22 protein-coding genes are annotated in these 24,206 nt (G+C 72.2%); 14 read left to right on the top strand and 8 right to left on the bottom strand.

Translation table 11 applies throughout. The features are described 5' to 3' along the window. Positions 1-192: 192 nt before the first annotated feature. Entirely contained in the window at positions 193-1,032 is an 840-nt protein-coding gene (locus AB0G63_RS34525) for a hypothetical protein (protein WP_360758583.1), read from the bottom strand. Between the two features lie 397 nt (positions 1,033-1,429). Between AB0G63_RS34525 and AB0G63_RS34520 the strand changes: the two genes are divergently transcribed. From AB0G63_RS34520 to AB0G63_RS34510, 3 genes are all read left to right on the top strand, one after another. Beyond that, complete coding sequence (locus AB0G63_RS34520; protein WP_360758581.1) at positions 1,430-1,672, top strand: DUF3761 domain-containing protein; 243 nt, start codon at positions 1,430-1,432, stop codon at positions 1,670-1,672. Between the two features lie 412 nt (positions 1,673-2,084). After that, a complete protein-coding gene (locus AB0G63_RS34515) occupies positions 2,085-3,296 on the top strand; it encodes a hypothetical protein (RefSeq protein WP_360758579.1) in 1,212 nt (403 codons plus the stop codon). A 403-nt stretch (positions 3,297-3,699) separates the two neighbouring features. Continuing rightward, positions 3,700-4,350: a DUF3223 domain-containing protein gene (locus AB0G63_RS34510; RefSeq protein WP_360758577.1), complete on the top strand. Its 651-nt coding sequence runs from the start codon at positions 3,700-3,702 to the stop codon at positions 4,348-4,350. Positions 4,351-4,403: 53 nt separating this feature from the next. On the opposite strand, the gene AB0G63_RS34505 is transcribed toward AB0G63_RS34510, so the two are convergent. Further along, complete coding sequence (locus tag AB0G63_RS34505) at positions 4,404-4,718, bottom strand: hypothetical protein (RefSeq protein ID WP_360758575.1); 315 nt, start codon at positions 4,716-4,718, stop codon at positions 4,404-4,406. Between AB0G63_RS34505 and AB0G63_RS34500 the strand changes: the two genes are divergently transcribed. Beyond that, entirely contained in the window at positions 4,712-4,885 is a 174-nt protein-coding gene (locus AB0G63_RS34500; protein ID WP_360758573.1) for a hypothetical protein, read from the top strand. The two genes, AB0G63_RS34505 and AB0G63_RS34500, sit on opposite strands and share 7 nt — an antisense overlap. Before the next feature lie 318 nt (positions 4,886-5,203). On the opposite strand, the gene casA is transcribed toward AB0G63_RS34500, so the two are convergent. The 4 genes from casA to AB0G63_RS34480 all read right to left on the bottom strand — a co-directional run bounded on the left by casA (position 5,204) and on the right by AB0G63_RS34480 (position 8,577). After that, a complete protein-coding gene (gene casA, locus AB0G63_RS34495) occupies positions 5,204-6,904 on the bottom strand; it encodes a type I-E CRISPR-associated protein Cse1/CasA (protein WP_360758571.1) in 1,701 nt (566 codons plus the stop codon). Between the two features lie 75 nt (positions 6,905-6,979). Beyond that, on the bottom strand, positions 6,980-7,636 hold the full coding sequence (locus AB0G63_RS34490; RefSeq protein WP_360758569.1) for a hypothetical protein: 657 nt from the start codon (positions 7,634-7,636) through the stop codon (positions 6,980-6,982). Positions 7,637-7,901: 265 nt separating this feature from the next. Then, entirely contained in the window at positions 7,902-8,201 is a 300-nt protein-coding gene (locus tag AB0G63_RS34485; RefSeq protein WP_360758567.1) for a hypothetical protein, read from the bottom strand. 190 nt (positions 8,202-8,391) lie between these two features. After that, complete coding sequence (locus tag AB0G63_RS34480) at positions 8,392-8,577, bottom strand: hypothetical protein (RefSeq protein WP_360758566.1); 186 nt, start codon at positions 8,575-8,577, stop codon at positions 8,392-8,394. A gap of 332 nt (positions 8,578-8,909) precedes the next feature. On the opposite strand from AB0G63_RS34480, the gene AB0G63_RS34475 reads away from it, so the two are divergent. Together AB0G63_RS34475 and AB0G63_RS34470 are read left to right on the top strand one after the other, a co-directional pair. Then, complete coding sequence (locus AB0G63_RS34475; protein ID WP_360758564.1) at positions 8,910-9,380, top strand: GNAT family N-acetyltransferase; 471 nt, start codon at positions 8,910-8,912, stop codon at positions 9,378-9,380. A 17-nt stretch (positions 9,381-9,397) separates the two neighbouring features. Next, positions 9,398-9,685, top strand: a complete 288-nt coding sequence (locus tag AB0G63_RS34470; RefSeq protein WP_360758562.1) for an NIPSNAP family protein — start codon at positions 9,398-9,400, stop codon at positions 9,683-9,685. 298 nt (positions 9,686-9,983) lie between these two features. Here AB0G63_RS34470 and AB0G63_RS34465 read toward each other — a convergent pair whose 3' ends face one another. Beyond that, complete coding sequence (locus AB0G63_RS34465; protein WP_360758560.1) at positions 9,984-12,434, bottom strand: Helicase associated domain protein; 2,451 nt, start codon at positions 12,432-12,434, stop codon at positions 9,984-9,986. Positions 12,435-12,451: 17 nt separating this feature from the next. Then, entirely contained in the window at positions 12,452-13,420 is a 969-nt protein-coding gene (locus tag AB0G63_RS34460) for an ankyrin repeat domain-containing protein (RefSeq protein WP_360758558.1), read from the bottom strand. 230 nt (positions 13,421-13,650) lie between these two features. Between AB0G63_RS34460 and AB0G63_RS34455 the strand changes: the two genes are divergently transcribed. The 8 genes from AB0G63_RS34455 to AB0G63_RS34420 all read left to right on the top strand — a co-directional run bounded on the left by AB0G63_RS34455 (position 13,651) and on the right by AB0G63_RS34420 (position 23,471). Further along, the gene (locus tag AB0G63_RS34455; RefSeq protein ID WP_360758556.1) at positions 13,651-15,882 is read left to right on the top strand and encodes a helix-turn-helix transcriptional regulator; all 2,232 of its coding nucleotides are present in this window, start codon (positions 13,651-13,653) and stop codon (positions 15,880-15,882) included. A gap of 15 nt (positions 15,883-15,897) precedes the next feature. Beyond that, a complete protein-coding gene (locus tag AB0G63_RS34450; protein ID WP_360758554.1) occupies positions 15,898-16,455 on the top strand; it encodes an XRE family transcriptional regulator in 558 nt (185 codons plus the stop codon). Between the two features lie 73 nt (positions 16,456-16,528). Further along, positions 16,529-17,413, top strand: coding sequence for a hypothetical protein (locus AB0G63_RS34445; RefSeq protein WP_360758552.1), 885 nt, complete (start codon positions 16,529-16,531; stop codon positions 17,411-17,413). Further along, entirely contained in the window at positions 17,380-17,520 is a 141-nt protein-coding gene (locus tag AB0G63_RS34440; RefSeq protein WP_360758550.1) for a hypothetical protein, read from the top strand. The genes AB0G63_RS34445 and AB0G63_RS34440 overlap by 34 nt, the downstream gene beginning before the upstream one ends. After that, positions 17,517-19,379, top strand: a complete 1,863-nt coding sequence (locus tag AB0G63_RS34435; protein WP_360758548.1) for a Mu transposase C-terminal domain-containing protein — start codon at positions 17,517-17,519, stop codon at positions 19,377-19,379. Before AB0G63_RS34440 ends, AB0G63_RS34435 begins: the two co-directional genes overlap by 4 nt. Then, positions 19,373-21,526, top strand: coding sequence for a transposase (locus tag AB0G63_RS34430; RefSeq protein WP_360758546.1), 2,154 nt, complete (start codon positions 19,373-19,375; stop codon positions 21,524-21,526). The genes AB0G63_RS34435 and AB0G63_RS34430 overlap by 7 nt, the downstream gene beginning before the upstream one ends. Continuing rightward, positions 21,520-22,554 (top strand): TniB family NTP-binding protein, encoded by a 1,035-nt coding sequence (locus AB0G63_RS34425; protein WP_360758544.1) that lies wholly within the window; start codon positions 21,520-21,522, stop codon positions 22,552-22,554. Before AB0G63_RS34430 ends, AB0G63_RS34425 begins: the two co-directional genes overlap by 7 nt. Beyond that, a complete protein-coding gene (locus AB0G63_RS34420) occupies positions 22,551-23,471 on the top strand; it encodes a TniQ family protein (protein ID WP_360758542.1) in 921 nt (306 codons plus the stop codon). Before AB0G63_RS34425 ends, AB0G63_RS34420 begins: the two co-directional genes overlap by 4 nt. Positions 23,472-24,206 lie beyond the last annotated feature (735 nt).

Here is a 24,206-nt window from a genome sequence, read left to right as displayed (position 1 = left end):
TCGGTCTCGCGAACCGGCGGGTAGCACTCGACGACGGTGCCCAGGGCCGGTCACTCGGCACTCGCGGCTGGCCCTTCTCCGGCGGTCGGGCTAGGAATGTCAGGTAGCCGTGGGCGTCGACCTGTTGGCGGCCCCATGAGGCCAGGACGTTGGCCGGGAAGTACGGAGCCTGGAACGCCCGTACGGCGTGGGTCATTGCGGCAGGTCTTCCAGCCGGGCGAGCAGGCCGGCGGCGGTGGCGACGGCCGCGACGGCGTCGGCGCGGGTCCAGGTGAAGTTCTCGGTCGTACCGGCGTCGTCGTGCGGGGCTCCGCTGAAGAGGGCGTAGGCGCTCTGGATGAGCACCGCCCAGCGTTCGTCCTGGTCCCGGTCGCCGGCCCTCTTTTTCATCGCCTGGTCGTGGAGCTTCCTGCTGTTGCAGGCATCGCGTACGGGATCGAGGGCTGCTCGTGCGAGGGCTACGGCGTGCTCGTAGCGCTGGTCGCGGATCGCGGTCTTGGCCTCGCGGATGCGGCGAGCTGCGGTGGCCCGGGTCTCCACGGTGGTGAGGGGGATGAGGACGTCGACGAAGGCGCCGGCGTCGAGCTGGATGAGGGCGTTGCTCCACGTCGCGTGCGGGATGCGGATGATCTCATCGCTTCGGGCGACGGGCCAGTGCTTCGCTTCGGCCAGGGCGGTCAGGGTGAGGGCGGCGCGCAGGGACAGGTCGGCGCCCGCGCGCGTCTTTTCCAGGCCGCGCAGTTGCCGGTCCGTCACGGTCGTCTCCAGCGTGATCTGATTCTTGTACGGCTTCAGCGCGACGGGTCCCGTGGGGGCGTGGAGGGGGCCGATGTAGCTGGCGGGGTTGGGCATGTCGTGTACCGAGAGGCTGCCGGAGACGAGGAAGGGCGCGTCCACGGTGTAGTTGCCGCGGGCGGTCACCTCGAAGGTCAGGGCGAGACGGTGGACGTCCCAGCCGGGGGTGAAGGTCACGTTGTGCTGCGCTTGGACGTCGACGCTGTAGTCGTTCATGCCGAAGGGAAAGTCGGTCATCATTCCTCGCCTGGTTGAGCCCTTGCCCGATGTTCGCAGGCCAGTCGGCGGTAGGGCAGCGGTTTTCGTGGGGCCATGGCGGCGTGAGCCGGCGTTGGCGCTGATACGGGTCGTAGTTGACGGTCAGCCCGCCGGGGAGGCAGGTGGTGGCTGAACGGCCCGCTGATTCCCGCCTGTTGGAAGCCAACCCGCACGCGGACCACGGCCGGGCCCAGCCGGCGGCACCTGGTTATGGCGGGAGAAGGCCCCTCACGCGCTCTGTCGTACCCGCTCGGCGTCGCACGATGACCTATGCCCAAACGCCCTCATAGGCGGGTGAAACGCGGATAGAGGCCCCCTGCATTTGCTCGACTTCAAGGGGGGATCCCTTTTGCGTGCTCGTCTTGCCGCCTCAGCCATGGCCATCGCCGTCGCGGGCGTCTTCTTCAGCGCACCGGCCGCTTCCGCGGCGACGCTGCCGTCCACCAACACCGCGCACCACTGCGTCCACCACACCACCGGGGTGTGCGGATGGACGCACAACAAGAAGCCCAGCAACAAGTACGAGACCGCCAAGTGCAAGGACGCCTCGCTGTCGTACTCACGGCACTCCCAGGGCACCTGCTCCCGCCACCACGGCGTCCGCTACTGGTTCAAGTAACCCGCCCCAGCACCCAGGGGCCACGCAGGGGAGCCTGCTCCAGATGCCAGAGCAGGCTCCCCTGGGTGCGTGACCCAGTCGCAGGAGGGCCGGGCAGGGTTGCGCACGGCCGCTCGGGCGAAAGGGGGCTCCCGTCCCGGCTCGGGGGTAACACGAAACGGGAGTCCTACGTCCATCTTGCTCGCCGTGCGGCCGACCGCACGGCCAGCACGCGGGCCGGCAGACTGCAGCGGGTACCTCTGCCGATCGTCGTCGTGCCCTGAGTGTTTCCCGGTGGCGCAGCGGGTCCACGGCTGCGCCAGAGCCGGGCCTACGCGGGAGCCGGGAGCCCCGAAGCACGGACAACGGCCCCGGTGGACGGTCGACAGCCCGGTCCCGCACTGGGCGCCGGTTCCAAGGTGACGAAGAAACCGTGGCCCCACGCCCTCTGGTGGTCGTGCTGTCCACGGTCAACGATGTCCGGAAGGAGTCACAGACGGGGGTGGGCGTGGAGCTCGGGTCGTTCTTCACCAGCGGCGACGGGTGGGCCCAACCGTGGGTGCTCGACGTCGGGCTGATCGAGTCGCTGCGGTCCGGCCCTCCCGACGGTCACACCGATCTGGACGTGGCGATCGCGCTGACCCGGCTCCTGTACGACGACTTCGTCTCCTACGGGACCGACGGCCGGGACAGACGCCTGACCAACGACACCGTGCCCGTCGTCATCAAGGCCCACCGCGCCGTGATCGAGCGTCTCGCCCTCGAGCCCCCGGCGTGGCCGTTCCGGACGTTCGACGGCCCGCGCGGCTTCGGTTCGTACTGGCGGGACAACGGTATGAGCGGCAGCTGGAAGGCCCGCCGCGACTGCGTGGAGGAGATCCTCGGCCCGACCCGGGACGCGCTGGAGGAGCTGCAGGAGCTGGAGTACGAGAGCCGGTTCCGCAACGGCCCGGCAGGCAGCTTCAAGAATCTGATCTTCGCCGCCGACGGCGAGAAGCCCGAGATGGTGCTGCGGGACGCGGTGAACAATGACGTGGAGATCGTCCGCAACGAGCAGACGTGCCTGGTGTTCACCGATCCGCTGCCGCCGCAGGGCCTCACCTGGCGGCAGATGGTCACCTGGTGGAAGAAGAACCACCAACCGGACACCGACGAGAAGACCGCCGCGAGCGGCCTGTACCGGCGCCTGTACCGGTCGCTGGACTCCGTGCCCGAGCAGCTGGTGATGCGCACGTACTGCGCCCGCTACGCCGAGGACGGCGGCTTCGACCTGCCCGCGCTGATCCCGCAGGTCTACCTCCACTACGACCCCTACACCCGCCGCAGCGGCAAGCAGTCCGGCGCGCTGCCCCGCCAGCGCATGGACTTCCTGCTCCTGGCCCCGGACCGCGCCCGCATCGTCATAGAGGTCGACGGCGTCCAGCACTACGGCCGCCCCAACCCGCCCGACGACAAGGGGCGGATCACGCACACCGCCATGCCACGGCTGTACGCGGAGATGGTCGCCGAGGACCGCCGGCTGCGGCTGGCCGGATACGAGATCTACCGCTTCGGCGGCTGGGAACTCACCCAGCCCCACGCCGAACAGCTGGTGCAGGACTTCTTTAACGAACTCCTCGCCCGGCACCAGAAACCGGCCCTGTAGATCGGTGTCGTCTCGCTGTGGATGTCAGGGCACCAGGCGCGGCAGACAATCGAGGGTGTGGCGGACTGCGGTGCGGGCGGCGGCGGTGGGAGGCGAGTGTGCGCGCCCGGTACCGACGGACGACACCTGCCGCGCACTGGCATGGGCGGGAGGCGTGCGGCGCTGCTCAGCGGCGCGCCGCGCACATCCCGTGGGGGCCGGTTTGCGAGGTGTCCGCACCTGTCCCCGGCTGAGGTCAGGTCTGCAGGCCGGTACACGGGGGTAGCGGCGCCGCAGCCCGACTTCCAGGGATGTATCCGGCAACTCGGCAGAAACGCTGGATTATCCGAGGGATACTCGTGCACGAGCCCCCCGCTCTCAGCGGGCGCCTCACAACGGCTATCGGTGGCACAGGAGTTGAGACATGCCGGAATTCCGGATCGGGCATCGCCGGTACCCCACGAAGCAGGCGGCCGGGGACGCCGTCCGTGCGGTGCTCTACGGGTACGAGGTGGGAAGCACGGTGGACCGGCCGGCAGATCACCTGCTTCTGCTGGACCTTCTCGACCTGCACGAAGAAGCCCCGGACAAGATCGGTTCGGGTGTGGACTCCTTCGTCGTCGCCCCGCCCTTGCGTGGCCCCCATCCCGGCTTCGCGGTCGTCCGCACGGACGGCACCCGCATCGACTTCTCCTACCTGGCGTGCCTGAAGCCGCCCACCTACCGCCAACAGGTCTCCAGCGCGATGCGCGCCGAGGTCGAGGACCAGGTGAACGCCTACTTCACCTCCCGGGTGGCGGCGGGCTCCCTCGTGTCGGACCAGTCCGGCGCACCGCTCGACTACGGCGACACCCACGTCAGCTACTTCCGCGGACCGACCTTCGCCGAGATCGCCGCCACCTTCGCCGCGACGGTCGGCGGCTGGGACGCGATCGAGCTGAACTCCTCCGCAGACCAGGGCATCGGCACGTTCACCGACCGCGCCCTCGCCGAGCGGTGGCGCAGCCACCACGCTGAACACGCCGTGCTTGGCCTGCTGTCGTCGCAGGAGAACTTGCGCCGACCGCGCGCATGACGGCCGCACCCGTCCCGGCCGTCCGGCCGGGACGGACCGGGCATCGCACCTGTCTACGCGTCGCTGGAGAGGCAGAGGTTCGTGATCCGGGCTCGCGGCGACATCACCCCGGCCAGCTGACGGGCTTCCTGCTCATCACGCACCACAATGTGCTGGAACTCCAGCTGCGGTGACAGACAGACCAGTTCGGGGCAGGGACGCACGATCCCGTACAGGGCGCGTAGCCGCCCCGTCGTGAAGATCGGGATGCCGTATGCGAAGCTCTCGGACACCTGCGGCCTCTCGGGGATCTCCACCCGTACCTCTTCGTCATGCCAGGCCCGTTCGGCGACGGCGGCGAATAGCTCGGCACGCTGGCGTGGTGGCACGTCCTGCCACCACGCCCGTGCCACCTCCGCCGCCCGGCCGGCCAGCTCCTTTCGCCGCCGTCCTGCGCGACCACCCCGACTCCGCCCAGCACTTCAGCCACATAGCCGACAACCGCACCGCCGACCCCCGCATACGCCAGGCACTACGCACGAGCACGGCCGGCTGAAGCGGTCGAGCCCGGGGCGTGTCGGTCGACGTGGCGATGGTCGTCGTGGCCGTGCCACGGGTGCCCAGCAGGTCCTGCACTTCGCGCCGCCTGACGCCCGGCCGACGGCACCCGTCCAGGCGGAAACGAACCATTTACGCAGGTCAGACCCGACACCCGAAAATCCGGGTGCCGGATCTGACCTGGGAAAACGCTTCGATAGAGAGGTTGGAAGGCCGGTTCGGCGGGTCAGGCTGCACCAGAGGTAGACGCTGTCTCCGGCCGGGGTGAACGGGCCCTGCGGGAAGGCGCAGCCACCGGGTGACACCGCTCCGGGTGTCAGCCGGACTTGCGGCCGCGGCGCCCGGGAGTGGTCGCTGCCTCGTCCACGTCCCAGCCCTCGGCGACGCGGTCGCGGAGCGTCTTGTAGCTGACGACGCAGTCCGGGTGCTGGCTGAGCTGGGACAGGGTGAAGCTGCCGCCGAACACCTCGTACCGGGTGGCCGCCGGCCCACGGCGGACGGTCGTCGTCGCGGCGGCGGGCGTGCTCGGGGCGGCCGCCCGGGGGGCGGGGCGGGCGGGCCGCTCCCGGCTCGGCTCGGGGCTCTGCAGGTAGAGGCTCCGCAGCTTGGCCCGGTCCATCTGACTCAGGGGGAACTCGTCGATGCGCCGCTCCGCAGCCTCGTGCACGGCGTCCCGCCACAGTGCGCGCGCCCCGTCGGGGTCCCCGGCGCCGTACTTGGCGACCGCGGCCCCCCAGGCGCCCTCCAGGATGTTGAGCTGCATGCGCGGGGCGACCTGGACCATCGGCCGACGCGACAGCTCGGCAGTCCGCAGACGCAGGTTGCGGCTGATCGCCTCCGCGTACCGGGCCATCGTCGCCAGTCCGGCGCGCGCTGCCGGGTGGGCGAGCAGTCCGGCTGGGGGGAGTTGGACGGTGGCCAGGGGGATGTCGCTGATCGCCGCCCGGTGCCGGTTGGTGTGCACGGTGGTGGACAGTGTGCCCTGCAGGTGCAGGCCCGCGCTGACGGTGCCGCGCTCGACGGCGGCCGTAATGTGCCGGAGCACGGCGGAGTGCTGCGGGCCGTCGTCCAGGAGGAGAGCGCCACGCCAGGGCTGCGGCCAGCCGTCCATGCCGAGAAACCCGAACGGGTGCGGCTTGCCCTTGCTCGTGGCCCAGGCGGTCATGGGGTCCAGCCGTTCGATCGTCGGCCACGCATCGGGCAGCCGGTCCCCGTCGTGGTGGGCGACCGCGTCGACCGTGCCGTCCTCGGTGGGGTGCAGCCGGATCCGCCGCGTGGGCCAGGTCAGCAGGTCCAGCCGGCCGGCCGCAGGCCGGGAGCGCATCGGGGCGGTCGGGGTGTCCCGCTCCCACACCGGGGTGTCTCCGGCGGCGCGCGGCTGCGGCGGCAGGTTGAGCAGCAGCATGTGCTTCAGCGTCCCCAGGGGCGCGAACACATGGAAGTGGGTGGACGACGCCACAGGGCCCGTCTGCGAGCCGTACACCTTGCCCGCCTGCGTGGCCGGGTCGCCCGGCGCGGCCCGTTTGATACCGGCGACGTCGTAGGTGAGCAGGTGCAGCAGGAGCTGGGCGGCGTGCGGTGCCGGGTACGGCGGCAGTGGCTGGTACAGCTCGGGGTTGAACCAGGCGCCGCCGTCTCCTCCGAGACTGCCCGGGTGCAGTGCCTCCGGGCCGCGCGCGTACTGCGTCAGTGCTGCGCTCTGCAGGGCGGGGTGGACGGGGTGGAACAGGTCCAGCCGGTCCGTCCACGTCTCCAGGTAGGCGGTCACCGCGCCGGTGTCGAGGGTGTCGGCCTTCCACGCCGTATCCCAGGCGGCCACATCGCGGGGGCCGGCCGCCGCGTCGAATACGGCCACGAGGAACCGCAGGAGGGGGATGTCCTCGGCGCGGATGACGGGCATGTTGAGCCGGTGGGCGCGGGTGAGGGCTTCGGCCAGGCCGACGTCCCGGAACTCGTGGGCGTCCAGGTCGTACACGGTGATCCATGGCGCGCTGGTCAGGGGGAACGAGGGGGTCACGTCGGACACTCCTTGTTGAGGTGTGCGGGAACGGGTCAGGGGCCGCCCCGGCGGGACGGCCCCTGGCGGGGGTGTTCAGGCGGCCGGGGCGGCGAACAGGACGTCGGCCACGGCCCGCACCTTCCCCTTGGCCTCATGGGCGATGAGGCTGAGCTCCATACCCGCGTCCACGGCCCGGTCGGCGTCGTCGTCCAGGCGCAGTTCCCGCACCACGTCCGCGCGCGTCAGGAGCACCTGCTCCTGCGGGGCCTGGGCCCGCTGGCCGGTCAGCACGACCGGGTCGCCGTCCTCGTCCAGGTCCAGGTACAGCACCGGGTCGCCGGGCTTGTCGAGGAGGTCCTCCACCTGGTCGGGGGTCACCTCGGGCAGCGCCGGGAGCGGGCCGGGCACGCCGTCGACGTCGGTGGTGGTGAACCGCTCCTGCAGGCCCTCCCGGTCGGTGCCCAGGTTCTCGGCGGCGTCGCGGACCAACTCGACGTAGCGGGCCACGGCCTCCTCGCGGGAGGCGGTCTCCTCCAGCTCGCGGGAGACGGGGTCGCTGTAGTCGACCGCCCACATGGTCTCGCCGGTTCCGGGCGCCGCGTAGGTGTGCAGGCGGACGTAGAAGTCGGTCTGTCCCCACTCGTTGACCTGGGTGGTCTCACGCTCGGGACTCGACAGGAGCTGCTCGACTTGCTCGGCGTACTCCTCGCCGACGTCCGCGCGGCTGCTGCTGCTGATCACGTTCCGCATGTGCGGTTCCCCCTGCTGATGAAGTCCCGCCGACGCACGACGGGTTGACGGTGCCGGGTCGGAGTCGAGCCGGCACCCTCACACCCTAGAACTCCAAAAATTATCCCGCAACGCAGTTGGGAAACTTTGGAGTTTCAAGGGTCGTGTTCGACACAGCCCCTGCCGTACCCCGGCTCGGCCGGATCCGCAGCGGCCTTCTGCCGTTGGACCAGGTGACGGCTCCGGTCTCCGATCTCTGACCCACAATGCAAGATGGAGCCACGTCTTACGGGGACTCAGGCTGGGGAGGACAGGGGCGCGGCAACCACTCGTCGTCGGCGAGCGCCGCGGCTATGGCCTGCTGGCGCACCCGGCGCAATCGCTCACCAGTGGCTCGGTGCTCCTCGAAGCGCTCGCATCGTTCCTCCGTGGGGAAGAGCGTCGGCAGCCCGACGTCCAGGAGGAAGTCGGGACAGGGACTGGCCAGCGGGAGCGGGTCGAAGGCGGCCAGCAGGGCCCCGCGGTCGTTGACGTGCGCGACCGCCGGGGCCAGAAGCACCAGGTCGCCATGACCAGCCCAGCTCATAGGCGGCGGCCGTCCGTCGCGTCGGCCCAGGTCTGGCGAGCCGCGACCTACCAGTCCGCGTCGGTCGTGGGCTGACGCGGCATTCGGCCGGGCACCGTCACAGCGCGGCAGGAAAGGGGCGGCACCACCCGGATGACCGACGCGCATGGTGCCGGGGTCACGCACGGCCGGTTTCCTGGTGCCTGAGCCCTTACCGGGCGGCGGGAGGGGCCTTCAGGTCGAAGACGTTCTGCGGTGCGCTCGGCTGGGAGGCGGACGTCTGTCGGATTACCTGGGCCAGGTCACGGTGTATCCGGTCGGCTTCCCCGCGGACCTGGACGGGGATGTCGCCGCGTTCGGCGACGAGGCGGTCGTAGACGGGGGTCTGCTGGAACACGGTGAGGCGGTTTCCCTTTCAGCGGGCGGTACGCCGGACTGGCGCAGCATACGGGCCCGGGTCACGCCCCGCTGGCGGCGGGCGTTCAGCTCGGGGCGGCGGGAAGGAGGACCTCTGCTGTCCAGTCGCCGTCGAAGAGCGCGGCAAGCAGGCGGGCATGGGCCGCCGGGGCGCCGCTCTGCGCGCGGTTGTCGCCCGTTCAGGGAACATCCCGGCGCTCAGCGGCATGCCGTGCCCGCGCTGTGGACAGAGAAGTATCCGGGCCGCGGTCCCGGCCGTGCGCGGTGCAAGTGCTTCGTCGTCCCCGAGCCGATCTGAAAAAGGAGCAGCCGGTGGCACCTCCCGTTCCCGGGTCCCTCTCCCCGCTGCGGTGGCGCTGGATCCTGCTGACAACCCGGCACCGGGACGTGCGGTTTCTGTACTGGCCGCCGCAGCATCCGACCGGACACCGCAACCTGCGGATGTTCGACCGGGACGGGTACAACATCGGCCGTCTGGTGTGGGTGGTGTGTGATACCTGCCGTGTCGCCAGCATCAACAAGATCTCCATCGATCCCGACCGTCACCGGCGCGGCCTCGGGCGTCGCCTGGTACGCCGGGCCCTGGCCGACGGCCCCGGCTACGCCTGGCAGACGACCCACCAGTCGCCCCACGCCAGGAAGTTCTTCCCCGTCCTGGAGGAGGAGTTTCGGGTTGCGCTGCCCGAGTTCGGCGGGGTCTGCGAGCATCTCGCCTCGCCGACGAGATTCCGGACTCCTTCGACGGGTCGCCGTCCGCGGCCCGTGCTGGAGCGCAGCGTGTGAAGGAGGCTTTCGAGATCTTGCGGTTGCGTATCTACACCGTCCGTGACGGGCTGCTCGACGAGTGGGTTGAGCGGTGGCGCAGTGACGTCGTGCCGTTGCGGCGGAAGTGGGGCTTCGAGATCGGCGGGGCCTGGGTGGACCGGGAACGCAACCAGTTCGTGTGGCTGATCTCCTACGAGGGGCCCGGGACCTTTGAGGAGCGCAACGCTCAGTACTGGGCATCGCCCGAGCGCAAGGCGGCGGGCCTTGACCCGGACGACTACCTCCTGCACACCGAGGACCGTGCGGTCGAGCAGCACTACTGACCGCGCGCCGGCCCTGGTCGCCGAGCGAAGGGCGTTGTCGCTGTCGCCCGGCGGGGACGTCGCGCTCGGCGACGAGGCGGTCGTAAACGGGGGTGTGTGGGAGTTCTGCCACGTCGGCCACGCCGGGTGGACGTCGTACGGCGGACGAGGGGCTTGTTGCGGACCGCTGCGGTCGACAACCGCCCGGCGCACCAGGTACCGCGGCCGTCCGCCAGGCACGAGACGCAGTGGGTCCAGCCGGTCTGACCGGCTGCCTGTTGGCTTGACTGCTCTTCCCGCGGTCGGGCCGTGAAGCCTCCTACACCAGGACGGCCGGGACGGCGTCCTCGGCCGTCCAGTCCCCGTCGAAGAGGGCGGCGACCAGGCGGACATGGGTCTCGGGGAGCTGTCCTGTGCGGTGTTTGGTGCGGGCCTTCGCGAGCCAGGCGCCGATCCTGACGGTGTCGCCGTCGACGCGGATGCTCTCGCGGGCTTGCGGGGCGCGGCCTTCGCGGTGGAGGAAGAGTTCCAGGAGCTGGACGGTCTGTTCGAAGGTGCGGCGGGTGCGGCGGGCCGGGGCGAGGGGGTTGGTGTCGGGGGTGAGGCCGAGGGCGGTCATCAGGTGCTGCTGGCCGGGGTGGAGGGCGGGCCAGGTGGTCAGTTGGCGGTGGAGCCAGGAGCCGATCTTCACGCCGGCCAGGAGGGTGTCGCGGGTGAGGGCGGCCGGGTCTGTGCCGGAGGCGAGGTGGGTGCGCAGCAGGTGGTATTTGCGGTGCCAGTCCGCGCCGTGCGGGAGGCGCCAGTCGGGGGCGAGGGCGGTGAGGGCGTCGGCGCGGGCGGTATCGAGGGTGTTTTTGGTGGCGAGGTGGCGTTGTTCGGCGAGCCATGAGCCGACGGGGGTGGTGGCGGGGGCGGCGAGGTGGCCGTGGGTGCGCAGGTAGTCGGCGGCTGCGGCGAGGCGGGCGCGCCAGGCGGCGTCGTGTTTGTCCCAGATCATGCCGAGGGCGTCGAGTTCGGCGGTCCAGTCGGCTTCGAGGCGGCCGGCTTTGGCGGCGTCGCGCATGGTGGTGATGAAGGTGCCGAGCCGGTAGCCGGTGGGGTCGGTGTAGTCGGTGGGCACGTCGAGGTGGCCGTACTGGTCGCGGTAGGACTGGGCGGCTGCCAGGCCCAGGCGGCGGGAGCGGGAGACGGCCGCCTCGCGGGGGTCGAAGGACGTCAGGTCCATCGCTTGGGCGATGCGTTCGGGGTGGACGGTGAAGTCGAAGTGCCAGCGGCGCTGGATGACGTCGCTGGTCTCCTTGGGCAGCCGGTTGGCCTTGTCCGGGAGGCGCTCGAGGATGCGGTGGTCGTGGCTGGCCAGCGCGCAGGCGATCGCCCAGACGGGTTCGTAAGGAGTGCCGAGGATGTTCTCGCCGTCGGCGCCGGGCGGGACGTAGACGGGCACGATCAGGCTCGCGGTCTTGCCCGAGACGTCCAGGCGCAGAGCGCGGCCGAGGGCCTGGACGCAGCGGATGACGCTGCGGGTGGGGTCGGCGAAGACGATCGCGTCGACGCTGGGGATGTCGACGCCCTCGGCGATCAGTCTCGCGTTGGCGAGGATCGCGCGGTCGGCGGCGGCGAAGCCGGCGAAGGTGGCGGCGCGCTGGGCGGGGGTGTGCTCGCCGTGAGCGAAGAACATCTGGGGGGCGATGTCCGGGACGAGGCCGGGGTCGGTCTTGGCCAGCAGGCGCAGGGTGTGGCCGAGTTCGCGGGCGAAGCGGCGGGCGTCGGAGACGAGGTTGAAGTAGACCAGGACTTTCTGCAGGTGGTGTTCGGTCATGGCGCGCAGGACGGACAGGTGCAGGGCGGTGGTGCGCAGCGCGCTGTCCCCCTCGTTGTCGTCGCCGGGCCGGGAGGCGGCGGGGGCGGTGCTCGGGGAGGGCAGGTTGAGGCGGCGGCGCAGGTCGGTGTCGGTGAGGGTGGGCACCACGATGCGGTAGTCGGCTGCGCGGCCGTCGGCCACTGCCTGCGCGAGGGGGTACTCGAAGATTTTCTTGCCGTAGACGGCCTCGTTGTCCATGGAGTTGGCGAACGCGTCCACGTCCGTGTCCGGGTTCGGGCCGGTGGCACGGCGGCGTGGGCGGGTGGTGTCGGCGGACTCCGCCAGTTCCGGCGCGGCGAAGATTCTGGGGGTGGCGGTCATGTAGAGGCGGCGGTCCGCGCGGATTTGCTGCGCGTCGTTGACGATCGCCCACTTCTTGTCGGCGCGGCCGGCGATCCGGTGGGCTTCGTCCATGACCGCGAGGTCGAACGGCGGCACCGCGTATCCCGTGCGCTGGGTCTGCTCGATCTTGTCCAGGGAGTCGTAGGTGCAGATCACCGTCAACGCACGGATCTGGTCCTCCCCCTCCCCCACCACCGACATCAGCCCGCCCAGCGCGTGCGGGTTCGTGGTCGACATGACCCGGGCCGCGACCAGGTCGTCGCGGCCGCCGGTGTCCAGGGAGGAGACGATCACCATGTGCTCCAGGTGATGGTCGCGGCGCCAGGCCAGCGCCGTCTGCGCGGCCAGGTCCAGGGTGGGGACCACGAACAGCACCAGCCGCGCGCCGAGTCCGTCCGCCACCCGGATCGACACCAGCGTCTTGCCGGTGCCCGTCGCCGAGACGAACAGCCCCCGCGTCCCCGCACGCCGCAGATGCCGCACCAGCCGCTTGACCGCCTCGGCCTGGTCGGGAAAGAGCCGCGCGCGCTCAGGGCGGCCGGGGCGCGGCCATTGCGCCACCGTCATGTCAGCTCCTGTCTGAGTCAGAGACTCCAGTAGTCGCGGCGGGGCAGTTCGACCCACACATCGGGCGGTCCGGTCACGGCGCGCCTGCCGGTCGGGCGCAGGCCTGTGAAGGCGCAGGCGTAGGCGACGGCGTCGTGCTGGTAGAGGTAGGCGGCCAGCACCTGCTCGGAGGTGTCGTTCTCGTCCGGTCCTCCGCCGGGGTGCAGGTCTGAGCCCTCGATCGTTCCATGCCTGGCGATTTTGCCCTGGTTGCCGCTCTTGGGATTGGCGTAGAGGCCGTAGCAGAGGGTGCCGGCGGACAGCCGGGCCAGTACGCCCGGCATCTGCGGCGCGTATCCCCAGGGCTGGGTGACGATGCAGCCGCCCGGCACGGACGTCACGCCGATGATGTGCAGGCTTTCGTCCATGTCGTAGGCGGCGTAAGGATCCTCCAGCAGTTCGTGCAGCTCTTCGAGGAGCTCGCCGTCCACTGGTGTCGCCTCAAGACGGCGCACCGCCTCGGCCGCGTCGATACCGGCCACGCAGGCCAGGCCCGTGCCGTCGTAGTAGAACTCGCCCAAGGCCGTGGTGAGCCGATGGGCCTCCCGCGCTGCCGCACGCTCGGTGCCGCTCAGGGCTACCCCTTCCGGTGCCGGGAACAGCTCGGGTGTCGGCCCGGCCAGGCTGAGCCGCCCCGGTGACCAGCCGCCGAGTGACAGCCGCCAGGGATCGGCCCCGGCGGCGGCGAGCGCCCGTGCGTTGTCCGGCTTCCTGGACAGGACGGCTTCCCACAGTGCCGTCACCCCGTTCTGAAGCGCGTCCACGTCCGCAACCCGGCGGGCCAGTTCCGCGACAGCCTCCGGGGAGCCGAACACCGCTGCCCTGTGCAGGGGCCGGCTCCCGTTCCAGCTCTCCGGATCGGCTCCCTGGTCCAGGCGTCGGCGGATGTCGTCGGCATCCGTCCAGTCCCAGCCCATGCCCGCCCAGCCGTCACTCGCTGCCGCCACCGCTCCCCCTTTGAACACGTCGCACGCTCTCGCGCCACTTCGGTCACGCTCCCGCCCGGGAACAGGCAACGACACGAGCACACGCGCGCTCCAGGCCGCTGGCCCACCCTCAGGTCCGTGACCGGACGCTATCACCCCGAGCACCGTCCGTACGCCAAATGTACGTGATCCGTACGCTGTCAGTACGCGATGGGTGCGTTTCAGGGTAGGGTGAGGGGTGGAGGTGTCCCATGTCCGAGCTGTTCGACGCGGTCGACGCACTGGTCGCGTCCCGCTCCCCGCTGCCGCCGCCGGCCGAGCGCAGGCGGCTGCGCCAGGCCCACGCACTCACCCTGGACGAGGTGGCCGCTGCCCTGGACGTGCGGCGGGCGACCGTCGGCGGCTGGGAGTCGGGCAGGACCGAGCCCCGCCCACCGGAGCGGGAGGCGTACGCGCGCCTGCTGAAGCAGCTCGCCGAGCTCTACCCCGCCCCCGAGAGCACCGGCACCCCGGCGAAGGACACAGACACCGCGGCGGCACAGGCCGTCACCCCCGCCCCGCCCGCGGCACCGCCGCAGCCGACAGGCGGGGGGCCGGAAGCCGCCGCCGTACCGGTGGCCGAGGAGTCCCCGGCCGCGGTCGGCGCGCCGGCCGCCGTGTCGCTGCCGCGCACCGGACGGGCCCCGGGTCCGCGTCGCCCCGCTGCGGCGAAGGCCGCCCCGGCGGACACCCCCGCCCCCGGCGGGGCGTACGCGCACGGTCCGCTGCTCGTCCTCGATGCCGACTCCGAGCGGAACGTGACGGGCTACGGTGTCGGCGGTCTGATCCTGGACGTGCCCGCCAAGTCGCTGCCCGCGCTGGTGGAGTGGACGCTCACCGAGGCACATCTGGGGTCGGAGAGGCTGCACGGCTCGGGGAAGGACGGCGACCCGCTGCTGGTGCTCACCGAAGCGGCGTGCAAGCGGTACGGCCTGCCCGCCGTCCTGTCCGAGTCCGAGCGGCTTGCCGGACGGCTCCCGGAAGGACACAAGGTCATCAAGCAGCTCCAGCGCGCCGACTGGCAGCTCACCAAGCGCGGGCTGGGGCCGTGGGCGCGGATCTACCGCCCCGCCCAGGGCAGCCGCCGCAGGTGCGTGCAACTGTGCATCCCCTCCTGGCGCGCCCTGGACAAGCGCTCCTGGGGCCATGCCGCGCAGCTACCGCCGCCGGAGCTTGCCCGGGTGCTGGGCGTGTACACGGCCCGCGTGATGACGCCGGTCGGATCCACCGCCGTCACGGGACTGCAGTTGATGACCGCACTCAACCCGCCCACCCGCGCGAGCGAGCCGGACGCCGACGGCAGGCGGCACCGCGAGCACCGGCCCGGCTCGCTGGGCACCGAGCCGATGGATCCCGCGCCGTGCGAGGCGACCGACGGCCACCCCGTCCTGGCCCACCTGCCCCGCTTCCACGTGCGCGGCCCCGGTGAGCGGCTGTTCGAGGAGGCCTACGACTGGGCGCGGGATCTGACCGATGCCGAGTGCATGCGGCGGCACCTGGTCGGCATCGACGTCAACCTCGCCTTCGGGGCCGCCGCCAACGGCGCCGTCGTCGGCCTGGCATCGCCGCCCGTGCACGTCACCCGCCCGGTCTTCGACCCGGCACTGCCCGGTTCCTGGCTGGTCGACCTCTCCCACGTCGATCTCTCCCGGGTGAAGGTCGGCAAGCAGTGGTGCGACCTCGACGCCGCGCTGCTGCCCAGCCCGTTCACGCCGACCGGTGAGCGCCCCGAGGGGCCGGCCTGGTACGCCACGCCCACCGTGGCGTACGCCGTCGAGCTGGGCTACGACGTCGCGCCGCTGGAGGCCTGGGTGCGCGAGGACAGTGGCCGGTTCCTGGACGGCTGGTACAAGCGGCTGCGCGATGCCTACGTCGCCACCATGGCGGACCTCGGCGTCGCGGAGAAGCTCTCCCCGGCCGAGTTCCTCAAGGCGATGGACGGCTACAAGAGCCGTGATCCGGAGCTGGGAATCGTCGTGGACGCGGTCAAGATGACCGTCAAGGGCGGCATCGGCAAGCTGCAGGAGAAGGCGCGCGGCGGCGGCTGGAAGCCGGGGCAGGCGTGGCCCGCGCTCGCCCGGCCGACGTGGCGCCCGGACATCCGCGCCGCCGTCATCTCCCGGGCGCGGGTCAACATGCACCGCAAGATGCTGAATCTGGCGGCAGCCACCGGCCGTTACCCGGTCGCGGTCCTCTCCGACTGCGCCGTGTACGCCGCCGACGGGCCCAGCCCGCTGGATGTCCTGCCCTACGACCGCGACGGCAAGACGGTGCCGGGCTCGTTCCGGCTGGGGGTGTCTCCGGGGATGGTCAAGCACGAGGGCACCCAGAGCATGCTGTGGGGTGCGGACGTCCTCGAACAGCTCAGCGCCGACGGCCATGTCGCCAACCTCGCCCGCTACATCAAGACCGGCGTGGTCACCGCCAGGGACACCGGAGAATAGGGAGCGTTACAGGCGATGGTCACGGTCGGGGAGGAACTCGACAAGGCGGTGCAGGGCGCGTTCACGCGTCCCGTTCCCAAGTCCGCCGGGGCGCAGATGCGCTACCTCGTCAAGAAGCACGGCGGCCGGACGATGCCGGTGGCCGAGTTGCTCGGCATCAGCCGGCGCACGGTCGAGCGGTATGTGAACAACCAGATCAAAAGGCCCCGGCCGGAGCTCGCCGGCCGGCTGGAGCGTGAGGTCCGCGCACGCTGGCAGCCGCAGATCCGGGCCAGGGCGAAGCGGGCCGCGGCCACCACGAGCGGCATCATGATCGATGTGCAGGCGAGCTTCGGCTACACCGCCGCCGTCGGCAGCACCGACCAGGCCCGCGTGCGTCACCTCACCCTCGCCCTGCCGGCCCATCACGCCGCCCGCCTCCTTGCAGCCCGGGAAGCCGGGGTCGACGAGGACGACCTCCGCGAACTCGCGGCCCAGGCGTTGGGTGAGGTGTACTTCCGCGACGGCGGCAAGCGTGCCCACGGCCTCGAAGTGGAACTCAAGGACATCGTCGACCTGCAGTTCGAGCTGTAGCCGGTCAGGGCGCCGGAACCGGAAGCAGGAAAGGGCGTCGGGGAGAGCTGTGAGAGCAGGAGCGTTACGGACCGTGCCGCTGGCCGGGGAGCTGACCTCGTCGCTGATCAGCCGGGTCGCGGACCGCTACGGCCTGCCGGCCGCCGGGCTGCTGCGGCTGTGGACGTGCCGCAACTACCCCGCCCGGCACGTGGGCGGCGGTGCGCGGGCCGACTCGGAGGTCATCCTCAACGCGGCCGGACGGGCTGTGCTCGCCGAGCTGTGCGGCATCCAACCGGCAGTACTGGCGCGCGCGCTGCCCGCCTTCACCCTGGACGATCCCAAGATCAGCAGCGGCCGGGACGCCGCCGTGGCGCAGGCGCGGTGGCGTTCGGCGGGCGCGGTGGCGGGCGAGGCGGCGTTCGCCTGCCGGTCGTGCACCGCGCGGCGCACCGGGCAGACGGTGCGGGCGGTGCGGTATCTGCCGCGCTGGCAGCGGGTGTGTGCCCGGCACGAGCGGTGGCTGCTGGACGCGGACGCCGACCAGCCGCTGGAACACCTCGACCTGCGCGGTGTCCCGGAGGTGGCGGCCGCGCAGCGGCGGTGGGCGGGGGTGGCGCGCCGTGCGGGGCGTGCCGGGGCAAAGGGCGGGGAGGTGTTCGCCCTGGCACACGCGGTCGTGGCCCGGTGGTGGGAGGAGGCCCTGCACTGGCAGCAGGAGGAGATCTGGCCGCACCGTCTGCACCAGGTTGCGGGCGGCAACGCGGGGACGGATTTCGAGCGGTGGCGGATCGTGGGCCGGGACGCGGTCGTCTTCCCCGAGGTGGTGGCCGTGGCCGACGCGCTGCTGGACCCGGCCATGGCCGAACTGGTGTGGACGGACAGCGGCGCCGGGCGGCCGCGGCCGGGGCCGCGGCGGCGGGTGAGGTCCTCACCGCTCTGCCGGTGGCCTACCACGCGCTGTGGAGCGGGCGGCTGACCGCGGACCTGACCCGGCCGCTGGGCGAGCACACCCTCGTCTCGGCCGGCCGCCCGGACACGGCCAGGGACAGCACGGAGCAGGAGCAGGAGCAGTACGCGAGGTGAGCAGGAGCCATACGGCCGCCCCCGGCGGGCGGTGCGTTGCGGTGGGCGCGCAGGTCCGGTTCGAGGACCGCGCCTGGCAGGTGACCGGCCTGGCCGACGGACGGGTGTATCTGGTGGCCGGGGACGGGGCCAGCGCCTGTGTGCTGGCCTCCGCTTTGGTGGCCGCGCCCGGCTTCGCGGTGATCGGCGCGAGCGCGGCGCCGCCGGTGGTCCCGGTGCTGTGGGAGGCGGTGCCACTGGCGGCGCAGGAGCGGGCCCTGGCCTGGCTGCGGCACATCCGCGAGGTGGAGACCGGGCTGCCCGGCGGCCCCGGAAGCGGCACGCCGAGGCCCGAGTACAACCCGCAGGCGTTCACTCTGGCGCAGCGCGAGGCGGCCAAGGCGCGGGAGCTCGCAGGGCTGGGCTGGGCCAGGGTGAGCCGGACCACGGTGCAGCGGATGCGGCTGGTCTACGGCCGGCACGGGCTGTGGGGGCTGGTCGACAAGCGCCACCTGCGGGGCCCGTCGCCCACCGGGCGTGCGGACGAGCGGGTGGTAGCCGCCGTGCTGGAGGCCCTGCGCCGGTGCCGGGGCCGGAAGAAGACCACCATCCGGCAGGTGATCGAGCTGACGGAGCAGATCGTGGCGGACACCCACGGGCCGCATCAGGTGCGGCTGCCTGCCCGCTCGTCGCTGTACCGGCTGGTGAAGGCGCTGGCGGATCCGGCCGAGCCGCCGGGCAGCGCGGCGCGCACCGCCACCGCGGCGGGCCAGCCCGGTGGCCCGCCTGCCGCGCTGCGGCCCGCGGAGCGGGTGCAGGTAGCTACCGCCCGCCTGCCGGTCGGCGTGGTGGGTGAGGACGGGACCCCGGTGGTGGTGACGGTGACGGCCGCGCTGGACCAGGCGAGCGGCTGCGTGCTGGCCGCCGTGCTGCACCCGGAGCAGGACGGGCCGGTGGAGCTGTCGGTGCTGCTGGCCGAGATGGCCGTGCCCCGGCCGCTGCGCCCGGGCTGGCCCGCCCTGCTGGAGCAAGCCCACGCGGGTGGGCCGGCGCGGCGGCTGATGTCCTTGCCCGACCGGATCGAGGCTACCGCGTCGCGTCCGGCGGCCGTCCCCGAGACACTCGTCCTCGACCGGGGGCCGGCCGGTATGACCTCGGCGCACCTGACCGTGTGCGAGAGCCTGGGCATCAGCCTGGAGCCGGCCCCGCCGAGAGCGGCGGGCGCCGCCAGTGGTGCGCTGCGCACGCTTCAGGTGCTCGCCGGCCTGTTCACCCGGCACGCGGTGGCAGCCCGGCCGGCCGTCACCGCCGGACAGCAGGACCGGGCGGACGAGGCGGACGGGGTGTACTGGAGCATGCCGCAGCTGCAGGACCTGCTGGACGAATGGATCACTGGCGTCTGGCACCACCGTCCCCAGGAGCAGTTGCGGCATCCGCTGCTGCCCCGGGCGGGGCTGACGCCCAAGGAGATGTGGCAGGTGCTGCTGGGCGCGGCCGGGAAGGTGCCGCTGCCGCTGGCCGGGCAGGCCTACGGCGAACTGCTGCCAGCCCGGCGGAGCGCGGTGACCGAATCCGGCATCCGGCTGGGCGGGCGCCGCTACGACGATGCGTGCCTGGACGAACACCGCGGCCGCGGGGACCGGTTCGAGGTCCACCACCATCCTCATGACCCGCGGCAGGTCTTCGTCCGGCTGCCCGACGGCCAGCTCCACGCGGTGCCCTGGGCGCAGGGCGAGCACGGCTTACGACCCTTCGACGAGCTGCTGCGGCGCCGCACGGGCACCGTCCTCGCACACCGTGCCGCCAGCGGCGGCACGACGGCCGTGGAACCGGGCGGGTTGTCGGTGTACGACGCCGAGGCGGAGGCCGGACAGTGGTGAGCACCCCCGGCCGCCCGGCCCGCGCCGTGGCCGCCGCCCGGCGCCGGCAGGTCAAACTCGGGGCGTATGTGACGTTCGAGGGCCGCCCCTGGCAGGTGGCCGCTGTGGCCGGGGCCTCGGTACGCCTCGTCGACGAGGACGGGCAGACCGCCTCGGTTCTGACCTCGCTGCTGTTCGCCGATCCCACCTTCGCGGTGGTGGACTGCCCGGTCCCCGCCGCGGCGCCGTGGGGCCTTTTGGAGACGGTGCCCGAACGGGAGCGGGAGAGGGCGATGGCCTGGCAGCGGCACATCCGTGAGATCGAGACCGGGCTGCCCGACGGGCCCGGCAGCACCGGCTCCCCCCGGCCCGAGTACGACCCGCAGCGCACCTCGATGGCCGAGCGGGAGCAGGCCAAGGCCGACGAACTCGCGGCCCTGGGCTGGCCGCGGGCCAGCCGGGCCACCGTGCGCCGCATGCGCGCCCGCTACCACACGGGCGGCGTGATGGGCCTGGTCCGGCAGCGCAAGCCGCCGAGCGCGACCGGGCGTGCGGATGAGCGGGTGGTGGCCGCGGTGCTGGAGGCGCTGCGCCGCCAGCGCGGCCGCTCCACGGGCACCCTGAAGGGGCTGCGGGAGGTGACCGGGCAGATCCTGGCCGAGGCCCACGGGCCGGGCGCGGTGGCACTGCCGGCGCCGTCGACGTTCAACCGGCTGGTGCGGGTCCTGGCCGACCCGCTGGAACACCCGGGGCGTCCCGCCCGCACCGCCACCGCCGTGCCGGTGCGGCCGTTCACGCCGGTGGTCGCGCTGCGGCCGGGCGAGCTGGTGCAGGTCGACACCACCCGGCTGGACATCATGGCCATCGGCGAGGACGGAAAGCCGGTGCGCCCGGAGCTCACGATCGCCCTGGACGTGGCAACACGGTCGGTGGTGGCGGCCGTGCTGCGCGAGCAGAGCACCCAGGCGGTGGACGCGGCCCTGCTGCTGGCGGAGATGGCCGTGCCCCACCCGGTGCGGCCCGGCTGGGGCGAGCATCTGCGCCTGGCCCACGCCGCCGTCCCCTACGACCGGCTCCTCGCCCTGGACGCGCGGCTTGAACAGGCGGCGGCGCGGCCGGTGGTGGTGCCGGAGACGATCGTCATCGACCGCGGGCGGGTGTTCCTCTCCGCCGCTTTCCTGGCCGCCTGTGAATCCCTCGGAGTGAGCGTGCAGCCCGCCCCGCCCCGCTCCCCCACCGCAAAGGGCGCCGTGGAACGGACCTTCGGCAGCATCAACATCCTTTTCGCCCAGCACGTCGCCGGCTACACCGGCCCCCACATCCTGGCGCGCGGCGAGGCAGTGGAAGACGAAGCCCGCTTCACCGTGGCCCAGATGCAGGAACTGCTGGACGAGTGGATCACCGCGTGCTGGCAGCACCGCCCCCACGACGGGCTGCGCCACCCCCTCCTGCCCAAGAAGGCGCTGTCACCGGGCGAGATGTGGGCCGCGCTGCTGGGCGCGAGCGGCTATGTGCCGCTGCCGCTGACCGGAGCCGACTACACGGAACTGCTGCCGGTGCGCTTCCACCCGGTCACCGGCCGCGGCATCCGCATCAACCACCGCACCTACGACCACGCCATCCTCAACGAACACCGAGGACGGCCCTGCCCCACCGGCCCCGGCGGCAAGTGGGAGGTCCACCTCAACCCGCATGACGTCCGCCAGATCTATCTCCGCCTGCCCGACGGACACCTGCACGAGATCCCGTGGATCCACCGCGACCACGTCCACGCGCCCATGCGCGAGACCACCTGGCGCCACATCCGCACCACCCTCGAGCAGCGCGCCGAACGCGAGACACACGAAGCCGCCCTCGCCGAGGCCGCCGACCAGATCCTGCGCCACACCCGGCCCACCACACCGGCGCCGCCAGCCGTGCCCGCCACGGCGCCGGGCACGCGCGCCGGGAAGGCAGCCTCCCAGGCAGCAGGCGGCGAACCGGCAGTACCGCACCGTACTGCGGCCCAGGCCGCAACGGAGGCGGAGGACAGCCTGGATGCGCTGGACGCCCGATCCCCCGCCGAAGACCGGGACGACGTCGGCGCCGATGAGTCCGGCGCACTCACGCTGCCGGAAAGCGGCGCGCTGACGCTGTACGACGCCGACCAGGAGGCCGAACTGTGGTGAGCCCTGCGCGCCCTTCGCCCCCGAACGACGGGGAGGCGGCCGCGGGCACGGTGACGACGTTCGACGGCTTCGCCCGGTTCGCCCACGCCGCACCCCCCACGCCGCCGCAGCCGGGCCAGGCACCCCGCTCGGCGGAGGAACGCCTGGCCTACCACTCGCAGTTCGTCACCGTGCGCACCCCGGCCATCGAATCCCTGGCACGCCAGGTCCGCACTCTGATGGTCCTGGGCCGCCACCAGGAGGCCACCGCCCGGCCGTCGCTGATCGTCACCGGCCCGGCCACCACCGGCAAGACCACCGCGCTGCTCCAGGTCGGCCGTACCTGCCACCTCGCCCACACCCGTCGCGCCCACCCGGGCGACACCAGCGTGCCCGTCGCCTACGTGCTGGTACCGCCCGGCGCCACCGCCAAGACCCTGGCCGCCGAGTTCGCCCGCTACCTCGGCATCCCCGTGGCCGGCCGCATGACCACCGCGCAGATCACGACCGCCGTCTGCCACACCTACACCACGGCCGGCGTTGCACTCGTGCTGATCGACGAGATCCACCGGCTCAACCCGCGCTCCTCCAGCGGCGCGGAGGCCGCCGACTGGCTCAAGGACCTCACCGAACGTATCGGCGCCACATTCGTCTACGCAGGCATCGATGTCACCGCCAGCGCCGTTTTCAGCGGAGTACGCGGCGCACAGCTGGCCGGACGCGCCTCTCTGATCGACTGCGGAGCGCTGCCCGCCCGCGCCGGCCACCGCGAGCCGTTCCGCGAGCTGATCACCACCCTGGAAGCCGCCCTCGACCTCACCGCGCACCGCACCGGCAGCCTGCCCAGGCTGGCGCCCTACCTGCACGAACGGACCGCCGGACGCATCGGCAGCCTCTCACGCCTGATCCGCCAGGCCGCCATCGAAGCCATCTGCGAAGGCACCGAGCGCATCACCAAGACCCTGCTGGACACCATCGCACTGGACCACCTCGCCGAAGAGCACTACCGGCCCCGAACCCCCGCCCGCCGCACCCGCCCCGACCGGTGACCGCCCCCACCCGGACCCATCCCACGCCCGCGGTGCGGCTCGGCACGATGTGGCCCAGCCCGCCCGGTGCGCTGCGCGTGCGACCGCTGCCCCGCGAAACGGCAGCCTCCTACCTCACCCGCCTCGCCGCCGCCTACCACCTCTCCCCCGCCCACCTCCTGGGCGGCCTGCACATCACCGCCACCGGCACCCCCGCCGCCCCACACGCCACCGAACTCCACCTCAGCTGCGAAGCCGCCCGCCGCCTGGCCGCCTTCACCCGCATCCCGCCCGCCCACCTCAACCGCGCACTGACCCGCCGGCCCCTACCCGCCACCATCGCCACCGCGCCCACCGCCACCGCCCGCTGGCAGCCCCTCGCCTCCGCCGTGCAGCCCCTGCCGGCCTGCAACGCCTGCACCCTGCGCCGCCCGCCCCACCACGCCGCCCCCGCGTGGATCCACCCCGCGCCCGACCTACCCCGGGCCATGATCTGCACCCGTCACCAGCAGGCCTCCAGCGACCCCCGACACCGCGCCCCCCTCAACATCCGCACCCTGCCCGAACTCACCCGAACCCGCCTCGCCGCCCGCCGTCGCCCCACGGCGGCCTCCCTGAGCTGGGCCACCACGATCACCACCCGCTGGTACGACCACCACCAGCACCTCCACACCCGCTGGCACGAGCGCCTGCACCAGCTCACCACCGCCAACCCCCACCTCACCCCAGGCCCGGCCTCCCCCACCCTGACCTGCCGGGGCCTGGTCACCTACCCCGAAACCCTCACCCTCGCCGCGGCCCTCGACCACCTGCCCCCGCACCCCCTCAACCGCGCGCAGCAGACCGCCTTCCTCCACCACCTGGCCGGCCGCCTCCAACTACCCCGCCTCGCACCGGCCGACCACGACCTGCTCTGGCAACGCCTCACCACCCGCTGAACCAACCCACACCCCCACCGCCCCAGCACACACAGCCGGCCAGCAACGGCAACCTATAGACGCGCCAACCACACTGAGCAAAAACCACCACACCGCTCAGCACCCTGCACAACACCAAACACCCAGCTCAACCCACGTATCCCCCGACACCGGACACTCGGTTCCGCGTAAACCCCACCAACTGACCAGAACTACCAGCCAGTACAACTGAACAACAGCAGGCCACAATCAAGATCAATAAGCACACCACCAGCTACGCCATACATGGTGCGGGAATCTGCACTACAGTGCGTCCGTCTCGGGGGCCTGTCAGGGTGCCCACCGCCACGACAGTCAGACGGACGGGAGGACGACCAGCCCATGCGGTTCGGTGGCGCACATGCTGCAGTGCGGCGTATCTGGACAGTGGAGCTGCGCCCGGAAGCGGACGGCCCCGTACTCGTCTGCCCCTCGTGTACCGCCCGCACCTTCCCCCTGCAGGCCTCCTCCGCACGGTCGGCCGCCCTGGCACATCTGGCCTGCCATGTCCGCGCGGACGCACTGCCCGCGCACCTGCGCAGCTGCCAGTGCCGGCTGCGAGGCTGCGTCTGGCATCCGCGTCATCGCGGCTGTGCCGTGAAGTTTCCCCGTGATCTTGGACACTCGATGGTTATGCCGCGAGGGTGTGTTGATGCCGTTGCCTGGTCTCGGCCGGGGTGAGGTAGCCGAAGATTTTGTGCTTGCGCAGGCGTCGGC

The organism is Streptomyces sp. NPDC020996 (assembly GCF_040641355.1).
Lineage (GTDB): Bacteria > Actinomycetota > Actinomycetes > Streptomycetales > Streptomycetaceae > Streptomyces.
Note: the sequence above shows the minus strand (reverse complement) of the source record. Positions and strands in the feature narration are given on the sequence as shown.

Coding starts and splice junctions, on each gene's coding strand:
- AB0G63_RS34525 (WP_360758583.1), bottom strand. CDS start 1,032: ATGACCGACTTTCCCTTCGGCATGAACGACTACAGCGTCGACGTCCAA.
- AB0G63_RS34520 (WP_360758581.1), top strand. CDS start 1,430: ATGGCCATCGCCGTCGCGGGCGTCTTCTTCAGCGCACCGGCCGCTTCC.
- AB0G63_RS34510 (WP_360758577.1), top strand. CDS start 3,700: ATGCCGGAATTCCGGATCGGGCATCGCCGGTACCCCACGAAGCAGGCG.
- AB0G63_RS34490 (WP_360758569.1), bottom strand. CDS start 7,636: ATGCGGAACGTGATCAGCAGCAGCAGCCGCGCGGACGTCGGCGAGGAG.
- AB0G63_RS34485 (WP_360758567.1), bottom strand. CDS start 8,201: ATGAGCTGGGCTGGTCATGGCGACCTGGTGCTTCTGGCCCCGGCGGTC.
- AB0G63_RS34465 (WP_360758560.1), bottom strand. CDS start 12,434: ATGACGGTGGCGCAATGGCCGCGCCCCGGCCGCCCTGAGCGCGCGCGG.
- AB0G63_RS34455 (WP_360758556.1), top strand. CDS start 13,651: ATGTCCGAGCTGTTCGACGCGGTCGACGCACTGGTCGCGTCCCGCTCC.
- AB0G63_RS34450 (WP_360758554.1), top strand. CDS start 15,898: ATGGTCACGGTCGGGGAGGAACTCGACAAGGCGGTGCAGGGCGCGTTC.